The sequence below is a fragment of the Hymenobacter volaticus genome (assembly GCF_022921055.1).
GTDB classification, from domain to species: Bacteria; Bacteroidota; Bacteroidia; order Cytophagales; family Hymenobacteraceae; genus Hymenobacter; species Hymenobacter volaticus.
Genome location: NZ_CP095061.1, coordinates 3896688 through 3915801, shown reverse-complemented (window position 1 = coordinate 3915801; position 19114 = coordinate 3896688). Strand labels below are relative to the sequence as shown.

14 protein-coding genes and 1 pseudogene are annotated in these 19114 nt (G+C 53.1%); 5 read left to right on the top strand and 10 right to left on the bottom strand.

Going from position 1 to position 19114, the window contains the following annotated elements; all coding sequences use genetic code 11:
* Positions 1-53 precede the first annotated feature (53 nt).
* Complete coding sequence (locus MUN86_RS17000; protein ID WP_245119246.1) at positions 54-3854, top strand: DUF8818 domain-containing protein; 3801 nt, start codon at positions 54-56, stop codon at positions 3852-3854.
* Here MUN86_RS17000 and MUN86_RS16995 read toward each other — a convergent pair.
* Entirely contained in the window at positions 3851-4258 is a 408-nt protein-coding gene (locus MUN86_RS16995) for a hypothetical protein (protein ID WP_245119245.1), read from the bottom strand. The two genes, MUN86_RS17000 and MUN86_RS16995, sit on opposite strands and share 4 nt — an antisense overlap.
* Entirely contained in the window at positions 4258-6273 is a 2016-nt protein-coding gene (locus MUN86_RS16990; protein ID WP_245119244.1) for a beta-N-acetylhexosaminidase, read from the bottom strand. Before MUN86_RS16990 ends, MUN86_RS16995 begins: the two co-directional genes overlap by 1 nt.
* Before the next feature lie 631 nt (positions 6274-6904).
* Here MUN86_RS16990 and MUN86_RS16985 point away from each other — a divergent pair.
* The 3 genes from MUN86_RS16985 (at position 6905) to MUN86_RS16975 (ending at position 11014) form a co-directional block, all read left to right on the top strand.
* The gene (locus tag MUN86_RS16985; RefSeq protein ID WP_245119243.1) at positions 6905-8815 is read left to right on the top strand and encodes a T9SS type A sorting domain-containing protein; all 1911 of its coding nucleotides are present in this window, start codon (positions 6905-6907) and stop codon (positions 8813-8815) included.
* A 389-nt stretch (positions 8816-9204) separates the two neighbouring features.
* Complete coding sequence (locus MUN86_RS16980; protein ID WP_245119242.1) at positions 9205-10290, top strand: hypothetical protein; 1086 nt, start codon at positions 9205-9207, stop codon at positions 10288-10290.
* 247 nt (positions 10291-10537) lie between these two features.
* On the top strand, positions 10538-11014 hold the full coding sequence (locus tag MUN86_RS16975) for a hypothetical protein (RefSeq protein ID WP_245119241.1): 477 nt from the start codon (positions 10538-10540) through the stop codon (positions 11012-11014).
* A gap of 9 nt (positions 11015-11023) precedes the next feature.
* Here the strand turns inward: MUN86_RS16975 and MUN86_RS16970 are convergent, their stop codons facing one another.
* The 8 genes and pseudogenes from MUN86_RS16970 to MUN86_RS16940 all read right to left on the bottom strand — a co-directional run bounded on the left by MUN86_RS16970 (position 11024) and on the right by MUN86_RS16940 (position 18066).
* Entirely contained in the window at positions 11024-12379 is a 1356-nt protein-coding gene (locus MUN86_RS16970; RefSeq protein ID WP_245119240.1) for a DUF58 domain-containing protein, read from the bottom strand.
* Between the two features lie 50 nt (positions 12380-12429).
* Complete coding sequence (locus MUN86_RS16965; RefSeq protein WP_245119239.1) at positions 12430-13572, bottom strand: AAA family ATPase; 1143 nt, start codon at positions 13570-13572, stop codon at positions 12430-12432.
* A gap of 165 nt (positions 13573-13737) precedes the next feature.
* A complete protein-coding gene (locus MUN86_RS32780; RefSeq protein WP_502592243.1) occupies positions 13738-14019 on the bottom strand; it encodes a DUF4350 family protein in 282 nt (93 codons plus the stop codon).
* A 249-nt stretch (positions 14020-14268) separates the two neighbouring features.
* A pseudogene (locus tag MUN86_RS32775) lies at positions 14269-14724 on the bottom strand (DUF4350 domain-containing protein); the annotation flags it as partial.
* 23 nt (positions 14725-14747) lie between these two features.
* Positions 14748-15197: a hypothetical protein gene (locus tag MUN86_RS16955; RefSeq protein ID WP_245119237.1), complete on the bottom strand. Its 450-nt coding sequence runs from the start codon at positions 15195-15197 to the stop codon at positions 14748-14750.
* An 11-nt stretch (positions 15198-15208) separates the two neighbouring features.
* Positions 15209-15973: a DUF4129 domain-containing protein gene (locus MUN86_RS16950; RefSeq protein WP_245119236.1), complete on the bottom strand. Its 765-nt coding sequence runs from the start codon at positions 15971-15973 to the stop codon at positions 15209-15211.
* Between the two features lie 94 nt (positions 15974-16067).
* Positions 16068-16994 (bottom strand): hypothetical protein, encoded by a 927-nt coding sequence (locus tag MUN86_RS16945; protein ID WP_245119235.1) that lies wholly within the window; start codon positions 16992-16994, stop codon positions 16068-16070.
* A gap of 100 nt (positions 16995-17094) precedes the next feature.
* Positions 17095-18066 (bottom strand): stage II sporulation protein M, encoded by a 972-nt coding sequence (locus MUN86_RS16940; RefSeq protein ID WP_245119234.1) that lies wholly within the window; start codon positions 18064-18066, stop codon positions 17095-17097.
* A 250-nt stretch (positions 18067-18316) separates the two neighbouring features.
* Here MUN86_RS16940 and MUN86_RS16935 point away from each other — a divergent pair, with 250 nt between their 5' ends.
* Positions 18317-19039, top strand: a complete 723-nt coding sequence (locus tag MUN86_RS16935; RefSeq protein ID WP_245119233.1) for an RDD family protein — start codon at positions 18317-18319, stop codon at positions 19037-19039.
* Positions 19040-19114: the final 75 nt, after the last annotated feature.

The window sequence follows — 19114 nt, the reverse complement described above, 5'->3', positions numbered from 1 at the left end:
TGGTGTCCTTGTACGTTGTTGAGCCTGCTTACCTTTGTATTTAATTGCCTTCGATGATCAGCAGTTTTACGCCCCGCTTTCTGCGCTTTTGGCTGCTGCTGACTTGTATGTGTGGCACGGCCGCCGCCTGGGCTCAGCAGCGGCCCGAACTACCACCCAACACGCGCCGGTGCGTGTGGGTGCGCCTCGCTTCCGATCAAGATTTCACCGAATTCACTTTGTCCGATACGCTAACTGTGGTGCCTACCTCAGTCAGCATCAACGGGCGCGCTGTGGCCTATGACGCCCGCACCGACCGGTACCGCTACAGTCAGCCCCGCCGCGTACCCGCCCCAGACCCGGGCGAACCTGATCTTGTGCTGCCGGGCCTGGATTCGGTGCTAGTATGTTATCGGGTGCTGCCGTTGCGACTAGCGGCACCCCAGTTTCGGCGTCCACGAGGTTTGCTCGACAGTGCAGACTTTCCGCGGCGCAACTTGGGCGCGCAGGACTTTACGGTGAAAGAGCAAATTCTGAGCACGCCGGGCATCAACAAAACCGGCAATTTGGCCCGCGGCATTAGTTTTGGCAACTCTCAGAACGTGTTTGTCAACTCCTCGCTCAACTTGCAGCTTGAAGGCAAACTCACCGACAATATCAACCTGACGGCGGCCATCAGTGACCAAAGCGTTCCATTTCAGCCCGAAGGCAATACTCAGCAACTCCAGGAATTCGACCGAATCTACATCACGCTTACCAGCCAGCGCTGGAACCTGACCGCCGGCGACGTAGTGCTGCGCAACAAGCCTGATTACTTCCTGCGCTTCTATAAAAACGTACAGGGCGCTGCTCTAGAAGTGAATATGGGACAGCCCGGCGTGGGATTAAGTGGCTTTAGCACGCCCCAGTTAACGCCGCTGCCCAATTACCCAGGCATCAATCCGGGTACGTATTCCACTACCACTATTACCAACGGCGGGCAAACGCCAGCTATGAGCCCCACTGCTGCCCCGAGCAGCATACTGCCTACTGCACCCGGCCAGGTTTTGCCCCCTGGTACTGAGCCGGCCGGGGTAGTATCAGGCACGGCTAGCACGGTGGAGCAAGGGCGGCACGGCCCGATTCGGTCCTCCACTACGGTGGCGGGCGGGGTGGCCAAGGGCAAATTCGCCAGCATCGATGTAGCTCCCATCGAGAACGTGCAAGGTCCGTACCGGTTACGTGGGCCCAATGGCGAGCAATTTATCATTGTGCTAGCCAACTCCGAGCGGGTATACCTCGATGGTCGGCTGATGACGCGAGGCTTCGACAACGACTACGTCATCGACTACAATCAAGCAGAAGTCACGTTTTCGCCGCAGCACCTCATTACCAGCAATTCGCGCATTAAGATTGACTTCGAGTACTCCGACTTCAACTACGCCCGCTCGCTCTACTCCGCCAGCCATTACCAGCAATTGGGCCGGCTAGCGTTGCACGGCAACTTCTACCGCGAAGCAGATAACCCCGACAACTCACCGAACTTAGTACTCGACAGCCTTGACAGAGTAGCCCTGCGCAACTTGAGCGAAAATGTGCCCCAAGCCACTGTAGCGGGCGGCAAAAAAGGAGAATACAACCGGCAGGTGGTGCAATACACCCGCGACGTGCGGCTAGTAGGCAGCCAGTCAGTGGAGGTATATACGTATCTGACGGACTCGCTGCAGGAAGCTTACGATGTACGCTTTACTGACGTAGGCCAGGGCAACGGCGATTATCGTTTGAGTGTGGCCAACGCCAGCGTCAATGGTCGGGTGTACGAGTATGTGGGGCCGAAACTCGGCAATTATCAGCCGATTCGGTTGCTGCCCGCGCCCCTGCAAAAGCAGGTTATTTCGGCTGGCGCGAGCTATCAGGTGGATGCTAACTCAACGGTATTTGTGGACCTAGCTTCGTCGGAGTTGGACCTGAACCGGTTTTCGCCGGAGTCTGATAAAGGGCACGCCATGCGGGTAGGCTACGTGGTACAAGACCGTAAACTACCTGGCTTAGGCTTTTTGAAAGACTACCGCTTTCGTAGCGCCCTCGACTACGAGTACACCAGCCCTGAATTTGCGCCAATTGACCGGTACCGCGACATCGAGTTTGACCGCAACTGGAGCACGACCAGCACCGTGCAAGGCAATGCCACGCGCCGCGAAGCTCGGGCCGATAACATCCTGAATTTTGCAGTAGGCGTCACCAAAGATGCTGATAACGCCGTTAACTACCGCCTGAGCCGCCGTTTCCGCTCGGGCGAGGCCGATGGTTTGCAACACTGGTTGGATGCGGCCCGGCAGATAGGTGGCGTACAATTGCGGGGAAGTTTGTTTCTGCTGAATTCTAAGGCGGGTACCAGTAAGTCGGAGTGGGCGCGGGGCGAAGCGGCGGCGCGCTACGTGCGAGGCCCCATAATACCCGGCTACGCTTACCGCTTCGATAAGAACCGCGTGGCCGCCCCCTCTGGCGATTCCGTTTTACTGTCGTCGGCCAATTACTTCGACGAGCACAACGTGTTCATCCAGAGCCAGGATTCCGCCAAAACCCGTTTCCGTGCTGATTATACCTACCGCCGCGACCAAACGCCCAACACCAACCAGAGTGAGTTGCAACGCCGAGGTGTCGCTCAAACTTGGCAGGGAACGATGGCCACCCGCCTCGGCAAAAGCCAGGATTTGGCCGTGCTAGCCACCTACCGCGACCTAGCTGCCCGCGATAGTGCTCGCCAGCGCACGGTACTCACCAAAATCGATTGGAACGCCAGCTTGCTACAAAACCAGATACGGTCGGAGCTGAGCTACTCGGTAGCGACGGGTCGCGAACTGCGGCGCGACTACACGTTTTTGCCCGTACCCAACGGCCAAGGTACCCATTACTATGGCGGCGACACGGCTCCCCTCAACGGCCGCGAAGACCGAGACGAATTTTTGGAAGCGCAAACGCCCGATGCTGTGTACCGGACGCACATTAAAGTGTATTTGCCCACCGACGACTACATTATTGCTTTCACCAACCGGTTCAGCTACCGCCTGACTACTGCCGCCCCTCGTACGTGGCGCGATGGAGGCGGCTGGCGTCAATTGCTTTCCCGCTTTTCCACCATCAGCACTGTCACGCTGGATCGGCGCACGATTGACAAGAGCTTATCGACGCGGCTGAACCCGTTTGCTTTTCAAACGGAAGACACGCTGCTACTTTCCTTGAACAAGCTGCTACGCAACACGCTGTATTTCAACCGATCGAATCCTATTTTCGGGGCTGAGCTGAGCGTGCAGCAAACTCAGCAGAAAGTGCTTCTTTCGCAGGGTTCCGACATCCGCAACCTCGCCGCCCAAAGTCTGTTGTTGCGTCGGACCTTAGCACAATCGTTCACGGGACGCCTAAATACCTCCCGCACTATTCGCCAAAGCACTTCCAACTACCTCGACAGCCGCAACTTCCGACTGCTCATCTACGAAGCCGCCCCCGAAATCAGCTACCAGCCCAACGGTACACTGCGCTTCACCGGTACTTATCTGCGAACCAGTAAGAACAACACTGCCCCCATCGACACGATTACTAAAGCTCGTGGAGTTTTTGATGAACTCGGTGTTGAGGTCCGCGTTAGTCAAGTAAGCAAACGCACAATTACAGCCAGCACGCGTTATGTGGGGATTGATTTCGCAGGCGACCCTAATTCGGTAGTGGGCTTAGAAATCCTGAACGCCCTGCGTCCAGGTAGCAACTTTACCTGGAATCTGAACGTGGAACAACGCCTCAGCAACGGCTTGAACATAAATTTGGCTTATGATGGCCGCAAAGCCAACGGCCTTAATGTGGTGCATACTGGCCGAATGCAAGTGTCGGTGCTGTTTTAGGAACTCGAGGCAGTTGTTTCCACTGAGAAGCCAGTAAGTAATACCTCATATACCCGGAAGTCGCTACATAGTAGTTCTTCCGCTAATGCGTGAGTTAGCTCTAGCCCCAGCACGGTTAAGCGCGTATATGCTTCTTCACGACAGAAACTGGCTTCTCCGTGATGCTCGTCAATAGTCAAAAGAAGGTCGCACAACCGTTGCTCAATAGCAGTTCCTTCCATCTGACTGAAGAGAGTCAGCGACAGGTGGCTCTGCTTATCTCGCTTACTTTGGTGCCATAACTGGTGAACTACGGGCGTGTTGAGCAGGCTATCAACAATCCACACCGGATGATCAACTGACAAGGCAATAACCTTCTCACCGAATAGCAAGTCGAGCACCAAGAAAACGTGCTGTCGGCGCATCAGAGCAAGCTTTGTTGCAGCAACTTTCGCATAGCGAGCAGTACGGCCAATTCAGCTTGCCCAGCGGGCGCCTTGGCAGCGTCTAGTTGCTTTTGGGCGGCAGCTAGCCAGGTAGGAGTAGGCGCTTGCCCGCTTTCTAGTTGCTGCACCCGTTCCAAGCCCAACGCAGCGAGCCGTTGGAGCTGACTTGAAAGCGGCGCGTACTCTAGCAAAGCGGGGGAAGCGGCAAACAAAGGCTGTAGCTTAGTGTCGTTAGTTTCCCAAAGTTTAAGTTGGTCACGCACAGCCATTAATGCGTCGCTCGTGGCGGACTCTTTGAGCGCAGGTTTGTTGGCAGGAGCGTAACGGGAAAGCAGAACACTCACTTTATCATTGAACTGCCTAGCTATATCGGACTCAGCAGGTGCGGCATCTACAAGGCGGTTTAGGGGCGTCTGGGGGGTGTACGTGAAGCCCTGAAAATGGCGCTTATACTCTTTTACTGGCTCCAGCACCTCCGCCAACGTGCGCAAGGGCACCCGATACGTAGGACCGCCCATCTGCGACAGAAGCTGCATCGGCGCCTTGCGATGTTGCAAGCCTAGCCTTTCTAGCTGAGTGGAAACAGCCGCTAAACGACGGTACATATCTGGTACGTCCTGAGTAGCAACGGCCGGCGACCAAAGCCGTTCGGCCACAGCGGCTGTGCGCGGCCAAATCCGTGAGTCCATTACTACACTGTCGGCAAACTCGGCCCACATAGTGGCCTCACCGCCTAGAATCAACTTTTGTTGCTCGGACGTTAAGGGAGTATCGGCTGGCAGTGGGTCATTGGCGTAGTAAGTGGCTGCCGTAAAGTTTAGGTCGATGTAGTAGCCATTGGAGAGGATGGCGCTGTGCCCCGCTAGAGCAGCATCGTTAAGTCCTTTTTTGCCACGCCAGCTTTGAATGACCGCATTCTGAGGCAAGCCAGGGCCTAAGATTTCGTCCCAGCCAACCATCTTCTTGTTGTAGTTCGTGACGATGGCCAGCACCCGGCGGTTGAAGTAGGTTTGCAATTTGTGCTTGTCCAGCGTTTTGCCATCGGCCTTTAGCATGCCGTTGGCTTTGGCATACTCCATGATGCGTGGGCTGCGCCGCCACTGTCGGCCGTCGTTTTCGTCGCCCCCTATGTGAAAATACGGGTCGGGAAACAAGGCTGTCATCTCCCTGAAAAGAGTGTCGAGCAAGGCGTAAGTGCTTTCTTTCGTTGGGTCCATGGCCACGTTGGCCGTCCGCCAACTCTGATACACAGTGTACACGGAGTCGTTGGATGCTAATTGTGGGTAGGCCGCATTCCAGGCGATGGTGTGGCTTGGTACGTCGAATTCTGGTAACACTCGGATACCACGGGCAGCCGCGTAAGCCAGCACCTCTCGCACTTGCGCCTGCGTGTAATATTGGCCACTGATTTCATGCAAACGCGGTAGCACCCTGCTTTCCACCCGAAACCCTTGGTCGTCGGAAAGGTGCCAGTGTAGCACATTCAGCTTTACGGCAGCCATAGCATCTAAATTGCGCTTGATAAGTGACACCGGCATAAAGTGCCGCGAGGCGTCAATGAGCAGTCCTCGCCACGGAAAGCGGGGTTGATCTTGGATATCAACTTCGGGTAGTTCACTGTGGTGCCCAGCAGTCTGAGGAAGTTGCTCGAGCGTTGCTAATGCCCGCAGCACGCCCAAGCTAGTTGGGGCATCAATCGTGATGCCCATTGGTGTTACGCGCAGGCTATATCGTTCCTCATCAAAAGCTTCTGGTCGGCCTACTTTGCCATACCGAATTTGAAAGGGCACCACATTAGTGCCTACTGGCCACGCACTGCCGTCGCGGTGCAGTCGAAACAAGGTGCGCACCACGGCGGCGGCGGTAGCGGTATCAGCCGGGCCCTGCACCCGTGGGCGCAGATACGTTTTCCAACTTAAGCTGCCGGCTCCCCACCGCACTGAAGTTGGCACGGGGAGCAGGTTGCGGGATGCCGGCGCGTTCTGTGCCGACAAAGGCATTGAAGCACGCCATAACAAAAATAAGGCAACAAAGAGGCGGCTATACATAGGCAATACAAGTAGTGGAGGGCAGCGAAAGATACGGGAGCCGCTGCATCACAAGCCAAGTATAGCAGCATTCGTGCCGAGTGTACATGTTCTAAAACTCGCATTTCTACTCAAGTAAATTCTTACAACAAACCGCTTCAACAACAAGAAGCTAGTAGTCATTATAACACATGTACCGCGTTCTATTAGCTCTAGTGATAAAAGTATCTATAGGTCCCTCTTGATCAGTCGTGTTTCCCAGGTTTATAATATTTCTTGTACAGTGTGGATGAAATTAGCAGCAACAAAAGAAGGATCTGTTCATCGACTACTACGTGGTGTTCATCGAAATTTAGAGTAGTAGATTTTTGTGTATTAACAATATGAAAAGGACTAATGTACTGGCAAATTTATGTATATAGTTATATTTAATATGCAGAGCGTATAGCTTTATTAACTCTACAAGTAACTTTATAAAGCTTTGGACGAATATTGTTGAATACCATCTATTTTACTTTAAAATGTATTAATAAATAGTCCTATTTAAAGACAAAGGCTAATTTGTTATTATTGCCAAATAAATTAATGTATTCGGTGTATGCAGAAAAAAGTACTATTATTTGTCTTCTTGATGGTGTTGTCATTTTCGTCTTATAGTAGCACTTACTACATAAGCTCCAGAGGGGATGATCTAAGTTCAGGTACTTCAGCAACTACCGCTTGGCGAACAATAAATAAGGTGAATAACACTCGCTTGTTTCCGGGTGATATTGTATTGTTTGAAGCAGGCAATGTATTTATAGGTGGGCTTGAGCTAGGTAGTACTACACAGGGTACAACAGCACATCCTATCGTCTTTAGTTCCTATGGTATTGGCCGAGCTATTATCAACAGTGGCACCGGCGCTGGCTTCTATGCTCATAATGCTGGCGGAATAGAGTTGCGCGACCTTGAATTTACTGGCTCTGGTAGGTTGGCCAATACTAGTGCAGGAGTGGAGTTTTATCTTGATTCTGCGAATGTGCACTTGCAGCACTTAGTGCTTGATAACATTAATGCACATGGGTATCGGGATGGAGGCATTATTATAGGCAGTTGGAACGGCACTAGTGGCTACGACCAAGTGCGAGTTACCCGGTGTACAGCATCAGCCAATGGTAGTGTTGGTATTGTATCATATGCAGAATTACCATCTGCCCATCACAACTGGTACGTAGGTTATTGCCAAGCATTTGATAATTCTGGTCGCGCCGATATCACCGATAATCATACTGGTAGCGGTATTATACTTGGAGGAATTGATGAAGCCCTTGTAGAGTATTCAGAAGCGTACCATAATGGATGGCTTAATGCAAATCAGAACGGGGGACCAGTAGGCATCTGGGGATATTATTGCAATAACCTAACCATTCAGTATTGCGAGTCACATCATAATGAGTCGGGTACCTGTAGGGATGGAGGCGGATTCGACTTGGATGGGGGCTGTACTAATTCAGTACTTCAGTATAATTACTCCCATGACAACACTGGGCCAGGCTATCTGCTGGCTCAATACCCAGGTGCACCTCCAATGCACGATCTTACTATTCGCTATAACATTAGCGAAAATGATGGACGCGGCTGCGGACAAGGGGCCTTGTTGCTCTGGTCAACAGGGGCTAGTGGTGGTATCCAGCGCGCTAATATCCACAACAATACCATTTACGTGAGTCCGCCTGCTGATGGCTCGCGGCCTAAAGCAGTAGATATTATCAGCGGTGGCATCAGTGAGGTGGTTATACGCAACAACGTGTTCCAAACTACAGGAGGTCTGCCACTAATAGCGAGTATGACAACAGAAGGAGTGCTCCTTCAAGGCAACGCGTACTGGAGCAGTGGACAAACCTTACAACTGAATTGGGGCTCCGGGCACTACAACTCGTTGGAAGCATGGCGGGCAGCCAGTGGACAGGAAAAAATTGGTGCTCGCACTACAGGCATTGAGATAGATCCGCAATTGCAGCAGCCAGGCGCAGGGGGCACATTAGCAATTTTAAGCTCAGGAAGACAGTTGACTTCGCTTACAGCGTATCATCTGCAGTCCGGCTCCAATCTAATGAACGCAGGCTTAGATCTGCTCACCGAATTCAACTTAAACTCCGGACCACGCGACTTTTTTGGTAATCCTACACCTGCGCGCGGTGCTGGGCGCTCGATTGGAGCCTACGAAAACAGTATCGTTGCTAGCAGTGCCAATGCTGCTAAGATTAATTGGTGCAGTGTTTACCCTAATCCTGCCAGAGGAAGTGTTCATTTGAGCGTCGTTAATTTAGGAGCAACTGGCCGCACTCCAATTTCAATTAAAGTGTATGACATGATGGGCCGGCTCCAATTTTCACAAACACGGCAAGCGCAGGCTGATAACAATTTAGACCTACAACTTCAGCTTGGTGCTTTGGCAGCAGGTCGTTATCATTTAGAAGTTCTGCAAGGAAACCAACGGTACAGCGAAGCACTGCTTGTCGAGTAGCATTATTCTTTACTAGCGGTTCATCTGGTAATTCAATAGACTACACTAAAAGAAATCTATAGCAAAGTCCTTCGAGTGTTAAGGTGCTATAGAAAATCCTATGTACTAGCCCGATGCGTATCGGTGCCATTGCACATAAGCTGAATAACAACGGCACGCTAGGAAGCAGCTACCCTGTCTTCTCTTAGCGTGCCGCTCGTGTTTATGTCTCTTTTACTTCTCTATTAGTTTGTGCGCTTTTGCGCACGTTATCTATTTGCTCAACTGCAAGACGCGTTTAGTGAGCAATAGAGACTTTGATCGACTGATTGATCTGCACTTAACTTTCCGCAATTTGCAGCCCGTCAATACGGCTATTCAGGTAAGGTTTTGGTGTTTTCTTTTAGTGTATGAGTTCTCCTTCTCGGATAGTTAGCTGGTTTTGCACGGTGTTATTGCTGGCGATGACTTGGTGGTACCATCCGGCCTCTCAGCCCTGGCCTACGTCGCCGGTTCTGAACTGGGATGCTTCAGGCTACTATCTCTATCTACCTGCCATATTCGTCCACCACGACTTGCGTGAGCTAAACTTTCGCGACCAGTTGCTCAAAGAATATGCACCTACTCCGAGTTTCTATCAAGCATTCCGGCATGAAGGCAGTGGAAACTTCGTGATGAAGTACCCCGCCGGGTTAGCTTTGCAAGAGCTGCCTTTTTTTCTTGTAGCTCATGCGCTCGCCAAACCATTAGGTTTCCCAGCCGATGGATTCTCGCCGCCCTACCAGTTGGCCGTCAAGCTGGCGAGCTTGCTGGTATCGGTGCTCAGCTTTTGGCTGGTGCGTCGGGCGCTGCTTCCTCGATTTGGGGAGTGGCCCACAGCACTTACATTGCTTATTCTGCTGCTAGGTACAAATTACATTGTGTATAGTGGTGCTGGTCATGCCGGTATGACGCACTGCTGGCTGTTTGGCTGGTATGCAGTACTATTGCTCCTTACGCCTTCTTTCTACTCTCGCCCGAACTTAGCAAAAGCAGTAGGTATCGGTGCCGTAATTGGGCTAATGACGCTGACGCGCCCCACCGAAATTCTGGCTGTGCTACTGCCTATGCTTTGGGGCTTAAATCCAACTGGCGCGGCCTTACACGAGCGGCTAGCCTTCTGGCAGCGCCAATGGCGCCTGCTGGTTGGTGCGTTGCTGGCGGGCGGTGTGCTATTGGCAATTCAACCTTTGTATTGGCATTATGCCAGTGGCGACTGGATAGTGTACAGCTATCAGGAGCAGGGGTTTAATTGGGTGAAACCGCACTTATGGGATGGTATCTTCAGTTTCCGCAGTGGCTGGTTGCTGTACTCGCCGCTGATGCTAACCGCGCTGGTTGGCTTTGGGCCGTTGCGCCGTCAGCAGCCAGATGCCTTCTGGCCTATGCTCGTGTTTACGGTGCTGTTCATATACGTCACGTTTGCTTGGAACGAGTGGACGTACGGCGGGGGCTAGGTCAACGGGCTATGATTGAAAGCTACGCGGTGCTGGCGTGGCCCATGGCCGCGGCCCTGCGCTGGCTGTTAGGGCGTCCGCGGTGGGCGGCAGCCTACGGAGTGGTAGCCGTAGTGGGTTGTGCGTACGGGTTTTGGCTCACGCAGATGTCGATACCGGGTGGGCAAGGTGGCCTGTTGGCAGCTGGCGAAATGACTCGTGCCTATCTGTGGCGCATTTTGTTTCGTTATCAAGTGCCCCCGAAACCATGCTGTTGCTTGACAGCAATGCCGAATTTACCGGTACGGCCCGCAATACGCACGTGCTGTGGCGGCAGGATTTTGAACAGACGGCTCTTGGTATCTGCGGTACGCCCGCCTTGCAGGGCAATTGCTCGTTGGCTCTCGATTCACTACACCGGCAAAGTACAGAATGGATAATTCCGGCTCGTCCGGGCCAGTTTGAGTGGCTGCGGGCTTACGCCGATGCCCGTGCCGATCAAAAAGAATGGGACCTAAACCGCATGACTCAATACGTAATACGGTTTAGGCACGGCAACGACATTGTGAAGGCGCGCACCATTCGTTTCCAACGGGCCTTAGATGCAGCTTGGCCCCGTACCTTGTTTTTCGATGTACGCCCGCCCAAAGAGGAGTTCGACAGCATATCCATCACCTTCCTCTACTATGGTACCACCGCCAACCTGCTCCTCGATAACGCTCGGCTGGAAGCATTCGATGAGTAGTAGCGTTTACTAAATCAAGCCGCGCGCTTTGAACTCCAGGTACTTGTTAATGGTATCCACCGTCAGGTTTTGTGGAGCCGTAAGTAAGGAATGAATACCGTAGCGGTTCAATTCGCGCACGATTTGGCGTTTTTCTTGAGCGAATTTTTCAGCAATGGTTTGGTTGTAAACGTCCTGTGTAGTTTCGGCTGGTGCGTCCAGAAACTCTCGTAATTCCGTGTTTTCGAAGAATACCACCAACAGCAAGTGGTCTTTAGCGAAGCGGCGCAAGTAGGGCAGCTGGCGCTGCATGCCGCTCAGCGTCTCAAAATTGGTAAACAGAATAAGCAGGCTGCGCTGCCGGATGTTGGTTTTGACGGTGATGTACAGCCGCTCGTAGTCGGTTTCCAGATACTTGGTGCGCTGACGATACAAGACCTCAAGCAATTTGCCCATGTGGCCGCCCCGGCGGTCGGCTGCTAGCAAGCTGCCGGGCTGGTGCGAAAACGTCAGCAGTCCAGCCTTGTCGTGCTTAAGAATAGCAATGTTGCTCACGACCAGCGTGGCATTGATGGCGTAGTCCAGCAGGCTCAGGCCGTTGAAGGGCATGCGCATCACCCGCCCTTTGTCGATGAGGCAGTACACCTGTTGGGCGCGCTCGTCTTGATAATGGTTCACTACCAAGGCCTCTGCAGCGTGATTGGTGGTGGCGCGGCGGGCCGTGGCTTTCCAATTGATGCTGCGTGGATCGTCGCCGGCTACGTAAGGCCGAATCTGCTCGAATTCTAGGCTGTGGCCCACTCGCCGTATGCGCTTCACACCTACTTCCGTTAGGCGGTTGCTAATGGCGAGTAGCTCGTACTGCCGCATCTGCAAAAACGAGGGATACACGGGCACCGTCCGGCTATCATCGAACCGAAACCGCCGCCGTACCAAGCCTAGCGGCGAAGCTACATAGACATTCACGGCCCCAAACTCATATTCACCCCGCTTGACGGGCCGGAGCTGGTAACGAATGACAGTTGTTTCTCCCGCCTTTATTTCCGTCCGAAACAGCACGTCGCGCCGCTGAAACTGATGTGGAATTTCGTCGATTGTCTCGGTATAGATGGGGAACCGGTAGTAGTTTTCTAGGTAGATAGCAATATCGTTCTCTGAGCCATTGGCCAGCTTATCGCCCATCACCCGGCGACCGAAAACGTGCCCTGCCTCGCCGCGAGCTGGTGCATACAGCAAGCCTGCATCGAAGGCGGTTAAAACCAGAAGCAGCCCAAGCGCCAACTGTACTGGTGCCAGCCAACCCGATAGAAAAAAAGCTACTACCAACCCAATAACAAGGGCGGTTAGCGCGAAAAAGAAGCGGCGAGTAAGAAAGAAGGATTTCATTAGTTCAGTAAAGCCCTGCTGCAATTGCAAGGACGGCGCAATGACAGCGCTTAGCGCGGTACTTCGATCTGCTGCAAAATCTGCTTCACGATATCGTCGGCAGTGCTGCCTTCCATTTCCCGTTCTGGTGTGAGTTGAATACGGTGGCGCAGCACCGGCGAGGCCAAATACTGCACATCTTCGGGCGTAACGAAGTCGCGGCCGCGGAGGGCAGCAAGGGCTTTAGCGCCGTTTAGCAGGGCCAGGGAGGCGCGGGGCGAAGCACCCAAGTAAAGCCCTTTGTGGGCGCGCGTCTGCCCGACAAGGCGGGCAATGTATTCGAGTAGCTTGGGCTCAACGTGCTGCCGGCGTACTTGCTCACGTAAGCCGCGCAAATCATCGGCCGTCAAAACGGCTCGCACTACATCCAGTGGCGCGCCTCCGAAACCAGCGTGATGCCCTTGCAGGATGCTTACTTCTTCTTCCACGCTTGGGTACCCCACGTTCAGTTTGAACAGGAACCGGTCGAGCTGCGCTTCGGGCAAGCGATAAGTGCCTTCCTGCTCGATAGGGTTTTGAGTGGCCAGCACTACAAACGGGTCGGGTACGGTGTAGCGAGTGCCATCCTGCGTTACTTGGCGTTCCTCCATCACCTCAAACAGCGCCGACTGCGTTTTGGCAGGGGCACGGTTTATTTCATCGATGAGGACTATGCTGGCGAAGATAGGACCAGGGCGAAACTCGAAATCCGCCTTATTGGGCCGAAATACTGATGTACCTAGCACATCAGAAGGCATCAGATCAGGCGTGAACTGCAGACGGCTAAAGGGCACATCTAGAGTGCGAGCCAGCAATTTGGCGGTAAGAGTTTTGGCCACGCCGGGTACTCCTTCAAGCAGCACGTGGCCATCGGCTAGGATGGCGGTTAGCAGTAGTTCGGCTAGCGCTTGCTGTCCTACAATCACCTTGCTCAGCTCGTGCCGGATAGCATCAGCGTGGCGGCTTAGATGACTTAGATTGGTGCGCGAAGCAAAAGCTGTTGGCTCGGAAGTCTCCGCTGCTGGCACGGTCTCTATGTCTTCTCTAATTGGTGCCGGGTCTGCGTTAGGCGATGCCGCTGAAGTAGGAAAAGGAGTTGCGGGGACTAGGTTGGATTCATCACTGAGAGGGGCCGCATCAGAGGAATGACCTGAGTTGTCTAAAGTGTTTTCCATTATTGACAGAAAGAAATTTCGAAGTGAACGAACAAGAAATGAAGTTGGGAGAATATCATATAGTTTTCTTAATTAACGTATTGAAAGCGCGTTATACTCGCGTATCAAGCTTTATTAAAATAGTTATAAATTAGATTAATACAAATTATCTAATGAGTGCAATAATTAAGATACATCTTTTCGGAAATCGTTTAAGGCTTTGTTCAGCGCTAGTAAATCCGAATCGGATACTTGGGGAGCAGTGAGCAAAAAGTTGATGCGTCGGACCAGTGCATCGACATCGGTGCGTGGAATACCAGTTTTCTGCGCTAGCCGCTCCCGCGCGGCATCGTCGTTCAAGTCCAGACTTGGCTCATGAAGGCGCGTGCGCAGATGCTCTAGAAATAGCTGGATTTTCTTTTCCGCAATGGCGCTGTGGCTATTGCCTTGCCGGTATAGGCCAGCCACCGTGCGCGTGAAAAGCAACGTGGTATTGGGCAGCGGCTTAAAAATCGGAATGACGCGTTGCCGACGACGAGCCTCAAACAGCACGAACAAGAGTGCGCCAAGCAAACTCAGGTACAAGGCCCATCGCAACGCATCATGAGCTAGCAGCACCCGCAATAACGACTGCTCGCCTTGGCGCCCTTGCTTCTGATATTCATCCCACCACACCGTGTGGCCAACCGGTAGATAAGAGAGAGCAGCAAAGGCAAAGTTGCCAGTACGGGGCTGTAGCGCGAAGTAATTGGTGAAAGCCAGCGGGACGGTGCACAAGTAAAGGTGGCCGCGCCCGTGCGGCACACTAACCAGCACAGCCCGCCCAGCTGTATCAGCGGCCAGTTGGGTAGCCACCAAACCGCTGTCAGGCAGCAGACGATAAGAGGCTCCCAATGCTGGCAACCGAAATCCATTGCCTGCAGCGCGGGCCAACCGAGGGTTGCTAAGCAGTAGGCGCACCGAATCGACCAAAGTAGTATTGGCCGTAGTTGCTTTCTTCCGAGGACGTAGCCGAGGCACAAACGCAGCGGTGCGAAAGCCAATAGTATCGGTGAAATGACGGTCGAATTGCTCGGCAGCAATAAACACATCGTTACCGCGGGCGACGTGGCGCAGTAAAGCTCGGCAGTCGGAAGCACTTAGCTCGAAAACATCATCCACAAAAACGTAGGTGGCCTTCGGGTATCCGGCCTCGGCTAGTCCGGCCTCGTAATCTTCATCGTCGGAGGGGTGCTGGTGGTATCCGTAGCCGCTAGCTGAGGCTCAGCAGCAGTGGTTGCTGTGGTGTTGGTAGCGGCCGTTGTGTCGGCGGAAGCCACTTCTTCGGGTACTTCATCAGACTTTTCCCAAGTGGTTGAATCGGAGGCCACAGTTACAGCGGCCGTATCAACGGCAAGGTCGGTATCGGGCTCATCCTCACCTTCAATCTGATTGTAGATGGGCACTCGAATGGTGCGAACTTCGCGTTTTTCAACGCCCATGATGTCGGGCAGCAAGTCGTAGAGCACGTACGTGCCGTAGGGAATCTTGTCTTTATTCTGGAAAGTTGGGGTCCAGTCGAGGGGTTTGGGGCGATAGTACTCTACAGCCACGTAGGCTCCAAATAGTAGCGCCAACCCCAATACATACCAGCGGAACGTTGTCATAACGGGGGAAATCAGGCGGCGCGGCGCGGACTAGCCAGAAGTTGCTGAAAAGCTTCGCGAGTGGCGCGGGCTTGCGCGTAGTGCGTGGGCGTGAGGTCGTCGTGCTCGCCGTACCACACGTAGTCGAACTGCTGGGTTAGCTCTCGGAAAGCGGTGGCTAACGGACCAGCGGGCAACTCATAGAGATAGTCGTGATTGGTTTTGTCGGGTTGCCACCGGATGAGCCCTTGATCGGCGAGCTGCTTGAGCACTTTCAAATAGCCTAGGCGTATCGCTAAGCGATGGTTGCCAGTGCCTTCTGCCTCCTGAAGCAGCGTCTGAAAATCAAGAGCATGAATGTCCTCTGATTCGGTGTCGTAGGACAGCGGGGCACGCTGCGGGGCGCGACCGAAGGCGCGGGTGATATCCACTTGCATCAGCTTCAGCACTACAAATACGAAGGCGAGGACAAGAGCAGCGTAGATGCCGTATTCCCACAGTACCTTGCCAGGGCGGGTATTTAGCAGTTCGGCCACCCAGCGCCAAAACCGCATCCATAGCAAATCCCAGGCGCTCAGCTCACTTTTCACGGTCACGTACTGAAAGTCGCGCTGCTCCCGAAAAGAACGCAGCCGCTCAGCTTTTGGGGCTCGGAGCACCACGTTGCTAGATTGGTCGCGTGGCAGAGGAAGGGGTGGAGCGGCGGCGTTGCGGGCTGGTTGGGCCAGCAGTGGCGGAGCGGCCAGTAGCAGCACCAAAGCCAGAACCCGAACGAGACAACAGAAAAGAGTACGCACAGAATAAAAGGATAAGTAGGCAGTGGAAGCACCCGGAAAATAGTAGCTGTAATGCGGCTTGGAGCTAGGTGCTTACGGCTTGTATTGTGCCACCTTAGTATTCGCCTTCGTCATCGGGACGGAAGGTGCTATTGTAAGCCACTGGAGCTCTACCGCTGCCAAGGCTAGCCACAAGGTTGCGCATGCCCAGTCCTTCCTTCTTCTCTACGAGGTTGAAGTACTGAAACAGCAGCGCAATAAAAAGCATCGAGTATAAGAACATCTGCCCCACAGAAGCCAGCATGGTACTGGCAACCATCAGGACATCCGAAGAAACAAAGCTCCAGTGGAGCAACTTGCCAACAAAAGTGAACAGGTATGGGACCTGGAAAATCATGGCTAACAGACCCAGAATAATAGACATGATGAACATGAGCCCGAACGTAGACCACCAGTATCCTTTGATCAAGTAGAGACTACGGCTTATTCCTTGGCTTACGGAATTGTTTTCTAGCACCTGCACTGTCCAAACAAAGCTTAAGCCGATAGCTAGATACATGCCCGGCACGACTAGCAGCACAGATCCTAGCGCAATCAAAATCCCCATTGCTATTCCTGACAGCAGTAAGCGCGCCGCGAAGCGGCTAATTTGCTCGCCTACCAAGCGAGGCGTCACTTCCTGTTCGGCGGGCAAAGACAGTCGCACCAGTACATAGCCATACACGGTGGCCCCAAGTAGTAGGTAGCTGATAAAAGAGCTTAGAATCCCTAGCCAGTAGTAAACACTAAAGATGTTGCTGTTAAAGCTGCGTATGCGTTCAGCGGAACTGATGGTATCTGGCTGTTGCATCGAGCCAAGCACGTGGCTTTGGGATACTCCCATGGCTAGTCCCATCAATAACGCCGCAGGTATCACGAAGTAAGCCAAGCACTTGCCTAACGGGCGCCAATGAGCGCCTATAAACTCGAAAGTTGCGCCAATCTTGGCTCCGAAATCACGCTCTTGACGGAAGTCTTCTTCCTTGGTAAATTTTAATTGCATAGGTGCACTACTGTTACGGAATGAGTTTATCTACTACTTCGAATAAGCTCTTTAAGATAGAAGATAAGATTCTTTACTTGATAGACTAGTAAACAAAGGGTTAGCCTAGGTGCCCAGGCGTAGTTGAAGCTGGTAAGCGGCGACTCAAATACCGGGGATACAGAATAAAATACCAGACAATAAAACTTGCCGACAGCCCAATAATGGTTAAGCTAAGCGCCATGGGCATTTCGGTATGCCGAGTCACGAAGCCTTCGAGAAAACCAGCTACCATGAAGATGGGTACCAGCCCAATGGCCAACTTTAGGCCGTCGCGGGCGGCTTGGCGAAAAGCAGCGGCGCGAGAGTAAGTACCTGGAAACAGCATGCCGCGCGCCATTACAAAGCCGGCGCCTCCAGCTAGCACAATAGCCGATATTTCCAGGGTGCCATGAATCCAGATAGTGAGCAGCGAGGGGAGCAACACCCCTTTCTGGTAGAAGAAATATTGAAACGAACCAAGCATCACCCCATTGCGAAACAGCGCCCACACGGTGCCTAGCCCAAGCGTAGCGCCCATAGCATACGCCACCAACGAAACATAAATGTTGTTGAAGGTAATCAGCAAGAACATCGGCGTCTCGCTCGTGCCCTTGTACACGGCCATCGGGTCGCCCTTCTCGATGTTTTCCAGGGTTCGGTTTACATAGGCGTCCCCAAGTACCACGCGCACAAACGAATCGTCGTAGGCGGCTGAGAGGGCGCCTACCAGCGTAAATACAGTGAAGAGCAGCAGCGACCAAGCCAGCGTGGTGTGATGACGCGCCACGAGCAGTGGCAGTTCGCGCGCCCAGAATTGTTTGAAGCGACTGGTATGCTCCGTTTTGTTTTTATAAAGCGCCTGGTGCTGCTTGGCGGTTAGGTCGTTGAGGTAGCGTGTGGTAGGGGAGTTAGGATAAAAGGTCTGGGCATAGGCTAAGTCGTCGGTCAGGGTGACGAACCGAGCTGCTAGCTCGTCAGGACCAGTAGCAGCCGACGTTTCGTATTGCTTCCACCGGGCCTCATTTTGCCGCAGAAATACCGCTTCACGCATACACTTGCTTGTTGATAATTGGTTGTTGTGGGGTGTTCTTTGGAGAGAAATACGGATTGGTTGGAGCGGCTTGTTGGAAGCAAGGCACAAACACCACAATAATCAGTTACTCAACAAGCAACAATTGGCAAGCAACCTCTAATTTGCAGATAAGTCAGATCAACGAAGATTAGCAAATTTTCCGGCTCCGTTTCATTCTTTTCAACTATTAATTCCGGCGCCTCCACGTCGCTGCTTGCTGTTTATTGTTATGAGTACAATTCGCGTTCAAACAACCCAAAATGTGTCGCTGGAATATGAAGTCGCCAGCGTTGGTGAACGAATCTTGGCTGCTATTATCGACAACTTAATTCTCATTGCCTGGATTGGGGCCTGGGTTCTGCTATTCACAACCTTGAAACTAAAGGGCGACACGCTGCTCGTGATTTTGGTGTTGTTGGTAGGTCTGCCCGCTGTGTTCTACCACTTGGCGTGCGAGGTGTTTTTCAACGGACAGAGCTTGGGTAAGAAGGCACGGCACATCAAGGTCATCCGGCTCGATGGCACCCAGCCCAGCCTTGGCGACTACCTGCTGCGCTGGGTGTTGCGCATTGTGGATACGGGATTTATGAGCGGACTGATAGCCGTTGTGGTGGTGGCGTCTAACGGACGCGGGCAGCGCCTCGGCGACTTAGCCGCCGGCACATCAGTAGTGAGTACCCGGCCGCAACAGAGAGTCGGCCCGCTGGCACCTACCATTACTTCCGACGATTACGTGGTGGTTTTTCCGCAAGCAGCCCAACTCGCCGACCACGATGTGGCTACTATTCGCCAATTGGTTTCGAAAGGGCTAGAGCACAAAAATTACTTGCTGCTAAACGAAGTGGCCAACAAAGTGAAAGACCTGACTGGCATTCACACCGAACTACCCGACGAAGCCTTCCTGCGCACCATCTTGCGTGACCACGCGCACCTGGCCGCCATGCAAGGATAAGTCACAGGGTAGCAAATCCTACTAGCGCGTAAAACAGAAAAGGCCGGTCCACGATGGACCGGCCTTTTCTGTTGC

Coding starts and splice junctions, on each gene's coding strand:
- MUN86_RS16940 (WP_245119234.1), bottom strand. CDS start 18,066: ATGCGTGAAGCGGTATTTCTGCGGCAAAATGAGGCCCGGTGGAAGCAA.
- MUN86_RS16945 (WP_245119235.1), bottom strand. CDS start 16,994: ATGCAATTAAAATTTACCAAGGAAGAAGACTTCCGTCAAGAGCGTGAT.
- MUN86_RS16975 (WP_245119241.1), top strand. CDS start 10,538: ATGCTGTTGCTTGACAGCAATGCCGAATTTACCGGTACGGCCCGCAAT.
- MUN86_RS16995 (WP_245119245.1), bottom strand. CDS start 4,258: ATGCGCCGACAGCACGTTTTCTTGGTGCTCGACTTGCTATTCGGTGAG.
- MUN86_RS17000 (WP_245119246.1), top strand. CDS start 54: ATGATCAGCAGTTTTACGCCCCGCTTTCTGCGCTTTTGGCTGCTGCTG.
- MUN86_RS16980 (WP_245119242.1), top strand. CDS start 9,205: ATGAGTTCTCCTTCTCGGATAGTTAGCTGGTTTTGCACGGTGTTATTG.
- MUN86_RS16965 (WP_245119239.1), bottom strand. CDS start 13,572: ATGGAAAACACTTTAGACAACTCAGGTCATTCCTCTGATGCGGCCCCT.
- MUN86_RS16970 (WP_245119240.1), bottom strand. CDS start 12,379: ATGAAATCCTTCTTTCTTACTCGCCGCTTCTTTTTCGCGCTAACCGCC.
- MUN86_RS16955 (WP_245119237.1), bottom strand. CDS start 15,197: ATGACAACGTTCCGCTGGTATGTATTGGGGTTGGCGCTACTATTTGGA.
- MUN86_RS16935 (WP_245119233.1), top strand. CDS start 18,317: ATGAGTACAATTCGCGTTCAAACAACCCAAAATGTGTCGCTGGAATAT.
- MUN86_RS16985 (WP_245119243.1), top strand. CDS start 6,905: ATGCAGAAAAAAGTACTATTATTTGTCTTCTTGATGGTGTTGTCATTT.